Annotated in this window: 16 protein-coding genes; 6 read left to right on the top strand and 10 right to left on the bottom strand. The window is 64.4% G+C overall.

Features of this window, described 5'->3' with window-relative positions:
- Positions 1–45 precede the first annotated feature (45 nt).
- On the top strand, positions 46–324 hold the full coding sequence (locus AB4118_RS15570) for a hypothetical protein (protein ID WP_441490578.1): 279 nt from the start codon (positions 46–48) through the stop codon (positions 322–324).
- 158 nt (positions 325–482) lie between these two features.
- On the top strand, positions 483–1,364 hold the full coding sequence (locus tag AB4118_RS15575; protein WP_441490579.1) for a transglutaminase family protein: 882 nt from the start codon (positions 483–485) through the stop codon (positions 1,362–1,364).
- A 6-nt stretch (positions 1,365–1,370) separates the two neighbouring features.
- On the opposite strand, the gene AB4118_RS15580 is transcribed toward AB4118_RS15575, so the two are convergent.
- The 3 genes from AB4118_RS15580 to AB4118_RS15590 are packed head-to-tail and all read right to left on the bottom strand — an operon-like array spanning position 1,371 to position 3,866.
- Positions 1,371–3,017 (bottom strand): sensor histidine kinase, encoded by a 1,647-nt coding sequence (locus AB4118_RS15580; protein WP_441490580.1) that lies wholly within the window; start codon positions 3,015–3,017, stop codon positions 1,371–1,373.
- Positions 3,017–3,577 carry a sigma-70 family RNA polymerase sigma factor gene (locus tag AB4118_RS15585; protein ID WP_043234959.1) on the bottom strand — a complete coding sequence of 187 codons (561 nt, stop codon included), beginning with the start codon at positions 3,575–3,577 and terminating at the stop codon, positions 3,017–3,019. Before AB4118_RS15585 ends, AB4118_RS15580 begins: the two co-directional genes overlap by 1 nt.
- Positions 3,564–3,866 carry a NepR family anti-sigma factor gene (locus AB4118_RS15590; protein WP_441490581.1) on the bottom strand — a complete coding sequence of 101 codons (303 nt, stop codon included), beginning with the start codon at positions 3,864–3,866 and terminating at the stop codon, positions 3,564–3,566. Before AB4118_RS15590 ends, AB4118_RS15585 begins: the two co-directional genes overlap by 14 nt.
- Before the next feature lie 155 nt (positions 3,867–4,021).
- On the opposite strand from AB4118_RS15590, the gene AB4118_RS15595 reads away from it, so the two are divergent.
- Positions 4,022–4,813, top strand: a complete 792-nt coding sequence (locus AB4118_RS15595) for a response regulator (RefSeq protein ID WP_441490582.1) — start codon at positions 4,022–4,024, stop codon at positions 4,811–4,813.
- A gap of 164 nt (positions 4,814–4,977) precedes the next feature.
- Here the strand turns inward: AB4118_RS15595 and AB4118_RS15600 are convergent, their stop codons facing one another.
- On the bottom strand, positions 4,978–5,148 hold the full coding sequence (locus AB4118_RS15600) for a DUF1328 family protein (RefSeq protein WP_069878382.1): 171 nt from the start codon (positions 5,146–5,148) through the stop codon (positions 4,978–4,980).
- 334 nt (positions 5,149–5,482) lie between these two features.
- Here AB4118_RS15600 and AB4118_RS15605 point away from each other — a divergent pair, with 334 nt between their 5' ends.
- Positions 5,483–6,337 (top strand): extensin-like domain-containing protein, encoded by an 855-nt coding sequence (locus AB4118_RS15605; protein ID WP_441490583.1) that lies wholly within the window; start codon positions 5,483–5,485, stop codon positions 6,335–6,337.
- Positions 6,338–6,353: 16 nt separating this feature from the next.
- Here AB4118_RS15605 and AB4118_RS15610 read toward each other — a convergent pair whose 3' ends face one another.
- Positions 6,354–6,644 carry a hypothetical protein gene (locus AB4118_RS15610; RefSeq protein WP_441490584.1) on the bottom strand — a complete coding sequence of 97 codons (291 nt, stop codon included), beginning with the start codon at positions 6,642–6,644 and terminating at the stop codon, positions 6,354–6,356.
- An 84-nt stretch (positions 6,645–6,728) separates the two neighbouring features.
- On the opposite strand from AB4118_RS15610, the gene AB4118_RS15615 reads away from it, so the two are divergent.
- A complete protein-coding gene (locus tag AB4118_RS15615) occupies positions 6,729–7,247 on the top strand; it encodes a DUF992 domain-containing protein (protein WP_441490585.1) in 519 nt (172 codons plus the stop codon).
- 189 nt (positions 7,248–7,436) lie between these two features.
- Positions 7,437–7,796: a response regulator gene (locus tag AB4118_RS15620; RefSeq protein WP_441490586.1), complete on the top strand. Its 360-nt coding sequence runs from the start codon at positions 7,437–7,439 to the stop codon at positions 7,794–7,796.
- Between the two features lie 38 nt (positions 7,797–7,834).
- On the opposite strand, the gene AB4118_RS15625 is transcribed toward AB4118_RS15620, so the two are convergent.
- The 5 genes from AB4118_RS15625 to polA form a co-directional block, all read right to left on the bottom strand.
- Positions 7,835–9,205 carry a sensor histidine kinase gene (locus tag AB4118_RS15625; RefSeq protein ID WP_441490587.1) on the bottom strand — a complete coding sequence of 457 codons (1,371 nt, stop codon included), beginning with the start codon at positions 9,203–9,205 and terminating at the stop codon, positions 7,835–7,837.
- Positions 9,206–9,322: 117 nt separating this feature from the next.
- Positions 9,323–9,748, bottom strand: a complete 426-nt coding sequence (locus AB4118_RS15630; protein WP_441490588.1) for a hypothetical protein — start codon at positions 9,746–9,748, stop codon at positions 9,323–9,325.
- Positions 9,749–9,752: 4 nt separating this feature from the next.
- Positions 9,753–10,115, bottom strand: a complete 363-nt coding sequence (locus tag AB4118_RS15635) for a glycine zipper domain-containing protein (protein WP_441490589.1) — start codon at positions 10,113–10,115, stop codon at positions 9,753–9,755.
- A 114-nt stretch (positions 10,116–10,229) separates the two neighbouring features.
- Positions 10,230–11,363 (bottom strand): AI-2E family transporter, encoded by a 1,134-nt coding sequence (locus AB4118_RS15640; RefSeq protein ID WP_441490590.1) that lies wholly within the window; start codon positions 11,361–11,363, stop codon positions 10,230–10,232.
- 86 nt (positions 11,364–11,449) lie between these two features.
- Positions 11,450–14,491: a DNA polymerase I gene (gene polA, locus AB4118_RS15645; RefSeq protein ID WP_441490591.1), complete on the bottom strand. Its 3,042-nt coding sequence runs from the start codon at positions 14,489–14,491 to the stop codon at positions 11,450–11,452.
- Positions 14,492–14,529 lie beyond the last annotated feature (38 nt).

Below are 14,529 nucleotides of genomic sequence, written 5' to 3' on the forward strand. Positions count from 1 at the left end.
CGTAAACCGGTCAATGGTGACCGGTCGTGGCGTAGGGAGAGACAGATGTTGAATGACAGCCTTGCCCCCATCAAACGCGCCTTCGCCTTCTTTGGAATCATGGGCGCGGTGGTGGCCACGCTGACCTTCGGCTCGGCTCTCCAGAGCGCGACCGATCAAAGTTCGACCTCCGTTGCGGAGGCCAAGATTCGAAACAACGTCCCGACGGATAGCCAGCTGGCATCGGTGGATCCCGCCCAGAGGGTCGCTGATCGGACCAAGCGCGCCATCGCGACCTCCCAGGAGGCTCGCGTGACCGGGCCGGTCGCCAGCGTTATTCGCTGAGCCGGAACCTACTGCGGGATAGCGCAATCAGGGGCGCTCAGTCGCGGTGCGACGGGTGCCCCGCGCGCTTGTCACGCGTGAAGCCGCCTTCGGGCGGCTTGTTTTGTCCGTGGCCGCGCTGACTGCCATGAGGCGCATCGCTTGGCCTGGAGGGTTCTGTGCAGCTGCGTATCCGTCACGCGACGACCTATCGCTACGCCCAGCCGGTCGAGTTCGGACCGCATCGCCTGATGCTGAGGCCGCGGGACAGTTTCGACCTGCGCGTCGTGGAAACCGCGCTCAGCATCACTCCGGCGGCGCATTTGCGTTGGATGCATGATGCCTATGGCAATTCGGTTGCCATCGCGAGTTTCGAGGGGCAGGCCGACAGCCTCGACATCGTCAGCGAACTGGTGGTCGAGCGCTTCGGACCGGCCCTTCCGAGCCCGGTGCTCGCGTCCGACGCGGCCATGACGGGGGTTGTCTACACCCCCTCCGAACGCGCGGCGCTACAGCCCTATCTGGCACTGGCAAGCGCCGATCCGGATGGCGCCCTCGACCAATGGCTTCTCGCCTTTCGCGCGCGGAGCGGCACCGGCACCGGGTACCTGTTGCGGGATCTCGCTCATGCCATCAATGACGCATTGAGCTACGCCATTCGCTATGACGAGGGCACACAACACCCGCTCGACACGCTACAGCTGGGGAGCGGCTCCTGCCGTGACTATGCGTGGCTGTTTATCGAGCTGGCGCGCCGCCTGGGCTTCGCTGCCCGGTTCGTGACCGGCTATATTCACGAGCGTACGCTGGAAAGCGGTGGCCTCGTCTCACCGGCTGGCCTGACGCATGCCTGGGCCGACGTCTTCATCCCCTTCGACGGCTGGGTCGAGTTCGATCCGACCAATGATCTGGTGGCGGACCGCCAATTGCTGCGCATCGCCGTCGCCCGCGTTCCTGAGGACGCATCGCCGGTCTCCGGCAGCTATACCGGGCTCGCTGGAGCCTTCCTTGGCTTGACCGTCGGGGTCAGCATCGAGCCGGTCGAGACGGGCGCCTGCTGAGCAGGCTCAGTCCCGATGCACGATGCGCCAGGAGCCCAGTGAGCGCCCGCCCGGCGCGGAGACCTCGGTCGCCGCGATCTGCGTCAGGAGACCGGCGAAGAGCTTGGGGGGCTCGGCATGGTCGATCTCGCGATCCGCCTTGATGCTGATCTCGATGGTCTCCTCATCGATATCGGCAGCGGTGACCGTCACGGTGAGGCCCGGTCCGTGCCGCAAGGCGCGCCCCACCACGTCGACGATCAGGAAGCCGAGCGGAATGATCCGGTCGACGGAAAGGGACGACATAGTCTCGATCTGGCTGATCAGACCCTGGTCGCGGCGGCGGATGAGGTTCGAGATCATCGTCATGACGTCGTCGAGGAACAGGTCGACGCGGACAGGCTGCATTTCTCCATCGGCGAGCGTGAAGCGATAGGCTGCCGAGAGGACGTGGACGCGGCATTCGGCGTCGGCGAGCGCTAGCCTGGCTTCGCCGCGGGAATCGCGCTTGGTCAGCCCGATATAACTCTGGACGACCTGCAGGCTGTTCTTCACCCGGTGATGTAGCTCGCGCACCAGGAAGCGATTGTCGTCGAGGGCGTTCGAGAGCTTGCGCTGCCGCACCTCCTCCTCCTCGACCATCGCGTTGAAGGCCTCCGCCACGCTCCGCATGTCGCTCGGCATATCCGCCGCAATCGGGGCCCGGGCACTCGAGAGTTTCGCACGTGTCCTGGCCGCCGTTTCGATGCCGCGCAGCCAGCGCACGCAATGCCGGTCGATTGCGCGCAGGTAGACGAAGCAGAGCAAGGCGAGGGTGAGGAGCGGGGTCAGCAGCAAAATGAGGAACTGCGTCTGGGCCGCACGTTCGGCTGCGTTGTCGAAACTCGCGATCACGTAGAGGTCAGGCTCGGCAACCATGCGGGCGGCATAGGCGCGGTTGGGTCCGGCCCTGCTTGCCGCCTCCCAGCGCGCCTTGACCTCGGGCACCACTTCCAGCGCCGGCAGCCAGGACTCGTCGCCTTCATCGGCTCCTCGGCTGGTGACGATTCCGCTGCCCCGATGGATCAGTGCGACTGCAAGGCTTTCATCGCTCTCGCCGAGGTCGAAGACCTTGTTGAGCAGGTCGGAGTCGGCGAGCAGCAGAGCTTCCTGCGCAGGCTGTTCGGGATCGTTACTATGAGCATAGACTGCGAGATAGCGCTGCCGATCGAGGATGAGATCGTCATAACGCACGGTCGCCAGTTCCGTGCCCGCCCAGATTCGGACCGGTGGTTTGGCGCTCAGTCGCTCTGCGGTCGCGGCAAGCTTGGCGGAGGTGACATGCGGATCGAGCGAGACCGAGCAGATCTCGCCGTTGCGCATCTTGAGGTGAAGGGCGCTGTAACCGGTTACCCGCTTCAGAATCTCTTGGGCGGCCGCATCGCAATCCCTGCTGCTCGACGTGCCCACGGCCGCGGCCGCCGTCAGCAACGAGCGCAAGGCGCCGCGATACCAGACGCGAGCGCGCACGGCATAGTCATCCGCCGTGCGGATCTGGAAAGTCTGAATTGAGGCGATGACCGTTCGATAGGTCGTGATCGCGGCGATCGCCGAAAGGCAGGCGATCGGCAACGCGATTGCGACCAGCAGAGCGAGAAGCCTGCCGCGGACGGTCTTGAACCGCGCCAGTCGCATCAGGGTCGGATGGGTTCGGAGCTGGTCCTGTGAACCGCTGCTGCGCTCTGACGATCGGGCCCGAGATCATCGAGACCTTTGATCGACAGCAGCTCCGCAAGCTTGGTGCGCGCCCTGTTGACGCGGCTCTTGATGGTGCCGATCGCGACGCCGCAGATCTCAGCAGCCTCCTCATAGGAAAGGCCCGTTGCGCCGACCATGATCAGCACTTCCCGCTGCTCCTCCGGCAGCTTGGCCAAAGCCTTGCGGAAATCGGCGAGATCGAGATGGCTCTCCTGGTTGCCGTGCACCGCCATGCGCTCGGCATAGGTGCCTTCACTGTCCTGCACCTCGCGGCCGCGCTTGCGGTAGAGCGAGTAGTAGGTGTTGCGCAGGATGGTAAAGAGCCAGGCGCGCAGACTGGTGCCCGGTTCGAACTTGTCCGAGTTGCCCCAAGCCTTGAGCAGGGTGTCCTGCACCAGATCGTCCGCGAGCTGCATCGAACCCGAAAGCGACGCCGCAAAGGCGCGCAGGTTCGGGATTTCCTTGATCAGGCCGTCCTTGAACTCAGGGGCGCTCATCACTTGCTTCCTCAGCGGATGAACGGCTTTCCTTGGCTTCCAGCTGCGCCAGCAGAACCAGGAATTTGTCGGGGATGGGTGCGTTGATCAGATCGTCGTAATGCGCCTTGAGCGACCGGCCGATCGACTCCTGAACCCTGGGGTCCAGAATGGCTTCGAAATCCGTCTCTTCGCCCCCGTTCGGCTCTGGCATCTCGATCTTCATACCACTCATCATACCCTCGCGCCGACGCCGCTCCGCTCTTGCTGCAGGGGCGGCCGGATTGCCCTGTTCAACCGTCTTCCACATCCCGGCCGATCATGATCCGCCGGAGCATCATTGACACGTATGCTGCCAGATAACGGTCTAGTTTCAGAAAAGTTCCGGGCAAATCGTAAAATAAATTGCTTGTCAGAAACACGTTGCGGGTGCTCACTTTCGGCAGGTTGAAGAAGGACCAATCAATGTCGATTGCGAAGGAAATTGCCCCGCATCTGCCCTATCTGCGCCGCTTCGCGCGAGCTCTGAACGGCACGCAGGCGAGTGGCGATGCCTATGTCGTTGAAATGCTCGAAGCGCTCGTCGTCGATCCAAATTCCTTTCCGCGGGACGTCGATGCCCGCACCGGACTGTACAGGACTTTCCTGAAGCTCTGGTCGTCGGTCGGCATCAACAACCAGTCTTCGGGCGGTGTGGAGCGCTCGTCGGCCGAGCGCAATCTCAGTGCGCTGACGCCGCGTCCACGGCAGGCCTTCCTGCTGCGCACCGTCGAGGGCTTTTCGCTCGATGAGGTCGCGGTGATCATGGAGGTCTCGGCGGCGGAGGTGGCAAATCTCGTCCAGGTCGCGGGACAGGAAATCGCCGATCAGGTCGCCACCGACGTGCTGATCATCGAAGACGAGCCCATCATCGCGCTCGATATCGAAACGATGGTCGAAGAGCTGGGACATACGGTGACCGGTGTCGCCCGGACCCATCGCGAGGCGATTGCATCTGTCGCGAAAAAGCGGCCGGGCCTGGTGCTGGCCGACATCCAGCTTGCTGACGGCAGTTCCGGCCTCGAAGCTGTCAATGAGATCCTGAGCGCGATCGACGTCCCGGTGATCTTCATCACGGCCTATCCGGAACGCCTGCTGACCGGAGACCGGCCCGAGCCTGCCTTCCTGATCACCAAACCGTTCCAGCCGGAAGCGGTGAAGGCGGCGATAAGTCAGGCGCTGTTCTTTGACCGGCGCGCCGGTCGCAAGGCCGCCTGATACAGCTCAGTATGATACCGGGGTCCGTGGCGTCATGGCGCAACGGACCCTTTTTCGTGCGCCTTACCAGCCCAGAAAATAGACGATCAGAAGTGCCGGAAACGGCAAGGCGACGATCATCGGCGCAATCCATTTCATGACATCTCTCCTGGCGCGTGGCCGGCTCACGACCGCCGCCTCTTGGTTATTGCAATCAGGCCGGTGATCGCCGCTGCGGCGAGCGCAGCGAAGAAAACGATCCTTGCGGCCATCGTCGCCAGCCCCGGCACACCGCCAAAAGCCAGCATCGCCGCAACAAGCGCTGCGATCAGGAATGTCACGGCCCACCCGGACATCGAGAAACCTCAGAATACAACATGCATCGTTGAAGCAACGGTTCTGCCGCCGCAAAGGTTCCGACTCGGTGGCTCGGGGCAGACGAGAGGTGAAGGGAACAAGTCTTACACACCCTGCGTTGCCTCAGGTGCGTTCCGAAATTTGAAGGACGCCGAGAACGACAAGGCTGATGCTGCTCGATAGCTTTCCGGATGCGACGGACGCGGCCATTTTATTTGGCAGCTACGTATGAACCAGCGCTCAGATCACTCTGGCTGTCCTTCTCGTCGTTGCGCCGCTTTCGCTCCCTTCTGAAATGGTGACGGGGGCCTGAATGAAGGAGGGAATGCTGCGATGACGACCAGGGGCATGGGGCTGGTGGTGCGGGTGTGCTGCATTGGCGCGGTGGCCGCCATGCTGCCCCTTGGCACGCCTTCCAAGGCCGAGCCGGCCCCACGTACTCAGACGGAGCGCACTGCGCCCGTTGGCGTGCCGCCACCGCGCCCTCGGGATTTGGCTATACCTCCGCCTGCGCTGCCCTCCGTGTCGGCTCCCGCGGAACAGTCGCCTGCGAAGCCGGTCGAACCGCAGTCACCCGTCACCTCTACTCCTACTCCGCCCGGAGAAGGCGCCTGCATGCGGGCATTGGCAGCCATCGCGGGCAATCGCATTCGTCAACCCGATGCGAAGCAGTACCGGGCAACGGACCCGGCCTGCCGGGTGCAGGAGCCGGTCGTCGTGGAGGCGCTTACCTACCGTGCGAGCGACGGGCCGGGGACGGTTGTCTTCGCGCCGCCGGTCACGATCAGCTGTGCCATGGCGACGACGGTTTCGCAGTGGCTTGACGATACCGTCCAGCCCCTCGCCCGAGGGCATTTTGGGCGGGAGCTCTCGCGTCTTCAGGTTGGAGGTGGCTATGAGTGTCGTCGGCGCAACCGCTCGACGGCCGGCCCGGTCAGTGAGCATGCGACAGGTCAGGCGCTCGATATCTTCGCTTTTGTCATGGGTGAGGAACGGTCGGGCGGTGTCCGTGTCATGGTCGAGAAGCCGGCAGGATTGGCTCAAGACCGTTTTTTGAAGTCGGTGAGGCAATCGGCGTGCGGGGCTTTCGCGACCAGCCTAGGCCCGGGCTCGGACGCCGCCCATGCCAATCATCTGCATGTCGATATTCAGCCGCGCCGCTCAGCCGCGGCGCGCTTCTGCCAATGACGGTGTGTGCCGTCGCTCAAGCGACGTTGTCGGAGATCTCGTCGAGTTCGACGCGGGTGAGCCGCCAGGGATCGCTTGGGCGAAACAGGGCCACAGGAACCCGGCCGGTCTCGGCCTGCGCGCGGCGGATCGCGAGAATATCGAGCGCCGTGGTTCGGTCGAATCCCGACGCAATCAAATCCTCAAGTTCCCAAAAGGGAGGGAGCCGATCCGGCTCGCTGCCTGTCGGGATCAGCGTCGCTTGCAGAGGAGGGCTAATACGAGTGAACATCTCACGTTTCCGTCCAGGGGCGGAATTGGAACGCAACGCTCCTGCCTAGGTTCCAGACTGATTGGGAACTGTGGAGCTATTGCGGCATTTTTTGGTAACCATGTTGTCAGGAGATTCGTCATGATCCATCGGCCTGCCAAAATTGTCGCCGCAACCGCGTTCTGCGTTGCCGCCTTGAGCGCTCTTACAACCACGGCTGCGAACGCACAGAGCGGGGCCCCGGCAGGTCGGCTGAGTTGCCATGTCGGCGGCGCACTCAACCTTATCGTGACATCGCAGAAGCCCATGGAGTGCCGCTTTACGCCGCGCCGCGGGCCCGTGCAGCGCTATACCGGCGTTGTGCGCGGTTTCGGGCTCGATGTCGGCTCGTTCAAGCGCAGCAGCATGGGCTGGCGTGTCTTTGGTCCCTATGCGCGAGCCCCCCTGGGGGCGTTGGCGGGCACTTATGTTGGCGCAAGCGCCGGAGCTTCGGCGGGGACGGGAGGATCGGTGAACATGCTCATCGGCGGCGTCGAGAAGGATGTCACGCTGCAGCCTCTCTCACTGCAGACCCTGCGCGGCTTCAATGTCGCCGTCGGCGTTACCGGTCTCGAGCTTACGCTCGCGCCGTCGTCTTCACCGTCGCGTGGGCGCCGCTGACGTCTCGCAACTTGCTCAAGACGGCTTCTGCAAAGGGTTACGCTTCGATAACCTTCTTGCCGCATGTTTAGCTCAATTTGGAGCTTTCCGTCGCGGTGCGTCCCGCGTGCCGGAACAACGCCATGCTTCGCCGCGTTCTTCACCCAGAGGCGAAAGTTCCATGGCAGGTCGAGAAAGGACGCGGGATTGATGAGCCAGATCCGCATCCTGATCGTCGAGGACGACCCGTTCATCGCGATGGATATCGAGTATGCCGTGATGGACAAGCTCGGGGAGGATGCCGAGCTCATCATTGTCGGTTCCGTCGAGGAGGCTCGACGCGCCATCGGCTCGCCGGTTTCCTGCGCATTGCTGGACATCGACGTTGTCGGCGGCAAGACGTTCGACGTTGCCAAGAGCCTGCTCAGCAAGGGGACGCCGATCGCGTTCGTGTCCGGTGCGACACCGGGCGATGTGCCGGACGCGCTGCGCCAGGTGCGCTTTCTGCGCAAGCCATTCTCGCCGCGCGAGATTGCAAGCTTCGTATCACGGGCATTGAAGGCGAACTGACGGCACCCTGCTGTTCCGTTCAGGGCAGCTCACTGTGCTCAGTCTCTCTTGGGGAATATCAGCGTGACCCGGGTTCCAGGGCGCTCTGTGCCCGGGGTGCGGGCGGCGACGTCCATGGTTGCCCGCATGCTGCGTAGCAGGCTCGCAATGACCGTCTGACCCAGCCCCTTGGCCTCGGCCTGGGGCGGCATTCCGACGCCGTCATCTTCGATCGTCAGGACGAGTGTCGGGGCTTCGGTGCCGTCACCTCTGCCGAAGCGAATGACGACCCGCCCGGTCATGTTCCCGGGAAAGGCATGTTTGATCGCGTTGGTGACGAGTTCGTTGACGATCACCACGAAGGAGACCGCGTCGCGCCCGGGCAGCCGGATCGAATCCATATCGAGATCGATCGAGATGGGGCGGCCCTCCGCCGCCTTGCCGATCTCGTCTAGCAGGTCCTCCATATAGGGGCGGGCGTCGATCTCGTCGGTCTCGATGTCGAGACGCAGCCGGCGCTGTCCGGCGGCGATCGCCTGGATGCGCGATTGCGCCTGGGCGAGGGCCGCCTTCACCGCTGGCTCGCGCGTCTGCCGGCTCTGAACATTGAGCAGCGCGGAAACCATGGCGAGGTTGTTGCCGACGCGGTGGTTCACGTCACGCAGAAGCGCCTCGATGCGTAATCGCTCCGCTTCGAGCTGCTGCGTGCGCTCACTGACGATCTGTTCGAGTTCCGCATTGGTCATCGCGAGCGCTGCAGAGCGGCGCTGGCGCGTACGGACCTGCAGCCATGCCGCGAATGCGAGCCCTGCCAGCGCCACCACGATTCCGATGCTGGCCCAGAGCCGGCGGCGCTCCTCACGGCTGCTTAAGGCGACCAGCTTGATATTCTCGGCGAGCTGGATCTGCTGGATTGTCCCGCGCAGTTCGTCCATCGCCGCAATGCCGTGCCCGTCGCGGATTTGGGCCAGCGCCTCAGCCTGCCGGCCTTCGCGAGCAAGCGCTATCGCTGCCTCGAGTTCCTCGAATTTGCGGGCCATTTGGGCGCGCACCAAGGCCACCCGCTCGCTCTGCTGCTTGTCGTCGGAGACGAGGCGCTCAAGCGCCTCAAGGTCGGACGGAGCGGCCGCACGGCCAGACGTATAGGGGGCAAGATAGAGGGGCGTACCAGTCAGCATATAGCCGCGCTGCCCGGTTTCAGCATCCCGCATGTGCCCGAGCAGGCGTTCGGCCTGTTCACGAATCTCGACCGAATGAGCCACCTCGCGCGAGGTTTCGATCGCTTGCGAATTGATCCAGGCCGCCAGGATGATCGCAACCCCGACGACGGTGATGGCAGCAATGGTCGTGGTCGCGGAGCGCAGCCGCCGGGCCAGCGTCGGCAATGGCGATAGAAAGATCGGGCCTTGCGGCCTTGCTTGGGCGGACATGGGCACCGTGATAGCCGACCGAAGTCACAATCCCTATGTAAAAAGACAGGATTCGTCCATCCTCAGGGCCGCGCAACGCCAATGAGGGCGCCGCGACGGGGCTCCGGAGCGAGGTTCTCAGCTCTCTCCCTCGGCGCCATCGTCCCCCTTGAAAAGCTGACGTCCGAGGATCGCGCCCAGGATCACCACGCCGCCGACGAGAACGGTGCTCCACTTCTTGCGGGAGCTCAGCAGCGAGGCCGCGACCGGAGCGGCGGCCAGGGCGGTTGCAGCGAAGGGCGGGGGCGGCCGGCGACGGCTGTTGATGAAAGCCGCGATCGCGAAGACCAGAAGACCGGCAATAACCAGCCCGCCGGCGATGATCAGGCTCGCCTGGACCTTGCCATAATGCAGCTCCAGCACCGCATGCAGGGCGCCGAGCGCGAAGCCGACGGCGCAGATCATCAGCAGGACCGCCAACCCGTACAGGCCGTAGACGACGATATTGCGCTTCACCCTGCCGCGGATTTCCGACGCCAGCAGTGCTCCCAGCCCCCCGATCATGATCTCAGCGTGCCGAAAGGAAGCCGACGAACAGACCGACCGCTGCGGCCACGCCAAGCGCGCGCAACGGGCGTTCCTGGATTTCCGCGACGATCAGGCGCTGCAATTCGGTCGCCTGCTCCTTGGCGACGTCGACCATCTTGTCGGTATCGACCCCGACGGCCCTGAGCTTTTCGCTCACCGTCGCCGCGAGGTCTTCGGCGCTGCGAGACAGGCTCTCCTCGACATTCTCGGCTTCGCCGCGAACGCGGCGCCCGGCTGTAGTCGCGCGCTTGGCGATGTCGTCGGCGCCGGCTGCGATCTCATCCCCGGCGCTCTTGACGGAGGTCTCCGCCTGACGCTTCGCGGAAGTGGCGGTCTTGGCCATGTCTGTCGTTCCCTATGTCTGGAAAACCGGTTCCGTCGAGAAATCGACGCGTCATGGTGGCAACGCGCCATCCTCGCTCCGGTTCCGCGAACTGCTCGGTGATCAGCCTGGCCGTTAAGCCGGTTTGGTCTCCTCGCCAGCGTCGTCAAGCTGCGTCTTGCGATACCGCGCGAACTCCTCTTGCGCCACCATGGCAACGAGGAGGATCGGAGTCGAGAGCACTGCGCCCGCCGGCCCCCAGAGCCAGAGCCAGAAGATGAAGCCGATGAAGACCAGGAAGGGCGACACCGTCAGCGTACGGCCAACGAAGACGGGGGTGATCGCGTTCCCCTCGAGAAGGTGGAGCACGAAATAGGTGGCTGCCGGCCAGGCCGCGCTGAGGAGCGAAGGCGCATCGAGCAGGGCGCCGGCAAACAGCATCACTGTGACGATGATCGGGCCGATGAAGGCGAGATAGTTGAGGAGGAAGGCGAGTGCACCCCAGAATACCGGAAAGGGGAGTCCAGCGAGCCAGGCGATCGCCATCGAGGCCAGGCCCATGCCGAGATTGATCAGAGTGACGAGGCCGAAATAGCGGGCGACCCGCACTTCGATCTCCTCGAAGAAGGATCCGGCGGACCGGCGTGCGCCATGGCCGAGGCAGAGCCTGAGGACGCGCGCCTTGAAAATCCGGCGGGTCGCCAGCCAGAAATACACTGTCGCCACGAAGATCAGCAGCCCGCCGGCGGCAGTGGAGGAGCCGAGCGCGATATCGAAAAGCGGATTGCCTTGCGAGACGTTCAGTTCCATCCCGCTCTTGCCGGAGAGGCTGGCCGCCATCTTCTTGAATTCGTCCATGAAGACAAGGACGCCGGCCAGTTTCGAGCGCAGCGCGGCCAGCATGGCCGGGAACTGATCGCTCCAGCTTGCGATCGGCACTGCCAGCACCGTCAGGGAACCGACCAGGAGCAACACGCCGACAAGGACCACGATAAAGGCAGCCAGGAGCTGCGGCACGCCATGGCGCACCAGCCAGTCGACGACCGGGCCGAGCACGAGGCCGAAGATCACCCCCGCGGTGACAGGCAGGGCAATGACCTTGGTGATGGAGAGTGCCGCAGTGGCCAGGATCACGAAAATGCCGACGATGGCATAACGCAGGATCAGGTCATGCTCGTAAGGCGTGACGGTGCTGCCGCTCTCCTCCTCAACGACCTCAGGCTCCACCATATAGCGCGGAAAAGGCCTCCAGGCCGACGTGTTGAGCATGATGCGTTACCCCCGCGCGCGCCGAGGCACGACGGAACGATAACGTCAGTGCGGCCGCTCTGGTTCCCGCCCGGTCTGGCTCGCGGTCAGTGCGCCTCGTCCCAATTGCCGGCCGCGCGCGCATCGACCTGGAGCGGCACCCGCAGCTGTACGGCCGGGTGCGGCGCCTCGACCATCACCTTGGTGATCACCGGCAAGGTTGCCTCGACCTGAGCGTCTGGCACTTCGAAAACGAGCTCGTCATGCACCTGCAGCAGCATGCGGGCATCGAGCCTGGCCTCAGTCAGGGCTCCTTCCATCCGGATCATGGCACGGCGGATGATGTCGGCCGCCGAGCCCTGGATCGGTGCGTTGATCGCCTGACGCTCGACAAAGGCGCGCTCGGACGGGTTCTTCGAGGCGACGGCCGGGAAATGGCAGACCCGGCCGAAGATCGTGGTGACATGACCGTTCGCTCTGACCGCCGTCTTGGTCTGATCCATATAGTCGCGGATGCCGGGGAAGCGCTCGAAATACTTGCGGATATAGGCGCCCGCTTCCTCGCGCCCGATGCCGAGCTGATTGGCGAGGCCGAAGGCCGAGATGCCGTAGATGATGCCGAAATTGATCGCCTTGGCGCGCCTGCGCACCTCGCTCGGCATGCCCGCGACCGGCACGCCAAACATTTCCGACGCGGTCATGGCGTGGATGTCGATTCCGTCGGCAAAGGCCTGCCGGAGCTGCGGTATGTCCGCGATATGGGCGAGAAGGCGCAGCTCGATCTGGCTGTAGTCGGCCGAGATCAGTTTGTGACCCTTCTCCGGAATGAAGGCCGTGCGGATCTTGCGACCCGCTTCGGTGCGGATCGGGATGTTCTGGAGATTGGGCTCAGAGGAGGAGAGCCGCCCCGTCGTCGTCGCGGCCAGGGCATAGGACGTGTGCACCCGGTTGGTCGCCGGGTTCACGTAGGCCGGCAGTGAATCGGTATAGGTCGATTTCAGCTTGGCGAGCTGGCGCCATTCCAGGATCTTCGACGGCAGCGGGTGGCCCTGCTCTGCGAGATCTTCGAGCACGCCGGCGCCGGTCGCCCATTGTCCGGTCGCGGTCTTCTTGGCGCCAGCGAGTCCCATCTTGCCGAACAGGATGTCACCGAGCTGCTTGGGACTGCCGATCGTGAACTTCTCGCCGGCGATCTCGTAGATCTCATCCTCGAGCCGCGCGAGCCCCTGCGCGAAGTCGCCCGAGAGCCGCGACAGGATCTGCCGGTCGATGGCGATGCCGCGGCTTTCCATGCGCGCGAGAACGGCAACCAGGGGCCGCTCGAGCGTCTCATAGACGGTGGTCTTGCTTTCGGCTGTCAGGCGGGGCCGGAGCGCGCGCCAGAGCCGCAAGGTGACGTCGGCATCCTCCGCCGCATAGGCGGTCGCCTTTTCCAGATCGACCTTGTCGAAGGTCACCTGTGCCTTGCCGGTGCCCGCGACCTGCGAATAGGGGATGGTCTCGTGGCCAAGATGCAGCTCCGAGAGCTTGTCCATGCCGTGGCTGTTATTGCCGGCATCGAGCGCATAGGAGATCAGCATCGTGTCCTCGATCGGGGACACGGCGAGTCCGTGACGCTGCAGGACGAGCAGGTCGTATTTCAGGTTCTGGCCGATCTTCAGCACGCCGCTATCGGCAAGCAGCGGTTTCAGCGCCGCGACTGCGTCGGCGACGGGAATCTGGCCCTCCAGCATACCACCGCCGAACAGGTCGGTGCCGCCACGATGCTGCAACGGGATATAGCAGGCGCGGCCTGGCGCGACGGCGAGCGAGATGCCGATGAGATCGGCCTGCATTGCATCAAGCGAGTTCGTCTCGGTGTCGAGCGCGACCTGGCCGGCCTCATAGGACCACGCGATCCAGCGCTGGAGATCGGCGAGCGTGCGCACGCATTCATAGGTCGAGCGGTCGATCGGCAGCTTCGCGACCTCGTCGCGCCGCTGTGCCACGAGATCGGCCGGCTTCATCCCGCCATCTGTCGCGGAGGCTGCCGCGATGGGCGCTTGCGCCGAGCCTGGAGCCGCGACCGTTCCGTTGGTCGTGGCGGCGATCGCGTCACCGGCCGGTCCGTCCGTGCCGGCATAGAGCGCCTTGAGCTCGGCTGCACGCGATCCGCCGGGTGCGAGCGCCGGGTCGGGGTCGACTGCCGCGACATCGACCTCGTAGGCCTCGGCAACGCGCTTGGTGATGGTGGTGAACTCCATCGCCTTGAGGAAGGCGACCAGCCTGGCCGGATCGGGCTGGTTCAGTGTCAGGTCGGCAAGCGGTGTCTCGACCGCGACATCGTCGACCAGGGTGACGAGCTTGTGCGAGATCCGGACCTTCTCGACCACCTCGGGATTGGTCAGCGTCTCCCGGCGCTTCGGCTGCTTGATCTCGCCGGCGCGCGCCAGCAGCGTCTCCAGATCGCCGAACTCGCCGATGAGCTGGGCAGCGGTCTTGATGCCGATCCCGGGCGCGCCCGGCACATTGTCGGTGGCATCGCCGGCAAGCGCCTGCACGTCGACGACCTTGTCGGGCGTCACGCCAAAATACTCGACCACCTCGGGCTCGCCGATCTTGCGCTCGGCACGAAAGCCCTTGCCCTTCGATGCGTCGCCGGAGGCAGGGTCGTACATGGCGACGCCCGGCCGCACGAGTTGCATCAGGTCCTTGTCGGCCGAGACGATCAGCACGTCGGCCCCAGCCTCGCGCGCCTGCCTGGCATAGGTCGCGATCAGGTCGTCGGCCTCGTAGACATCCTGCTCGACCGGGATCAGGCCGAAGGCACGGACCGCCTCTCGCATCAGCGGGAACTGCGGAATCAGGTCGGCCGGGGGCTCGGAGCGATTGCCCTTATAGGCCGGGTAGAGAGCCTTGCGGAACGAGTTCTCCGTCTTGTCGAAGACGATGGCGAGGTGGGTCGGCTTCACGCCGAGCACGCCCTCGCGCACGAACTGGAAGAGCTTGGTCGCAAACAGCCTCACTGCGCCGGAGGGCAGTCCATCCGAGCGCGAAAGATACTTCCGGTCCTGATTGATCGACTGGAAATAGGCGCGGAAGATGAAGTTCGAGCCGTCGACGAGAAAGAGATGGTCGCCGGGCTTGAGGTCTGGTGCGGTCGTGCTCATGGCGCGGACCTTATGCGGGCGGCGCGGCCGGGTCCATT

The organism is Allobosea sp. 2RAB26 (assembly GCF_052115465.1).
Lineage (GTDB): Bacteria > Pseudomonadota > Alphaproteobacteria > Rhizobiales > Beijerinckiaceae > Allobosea.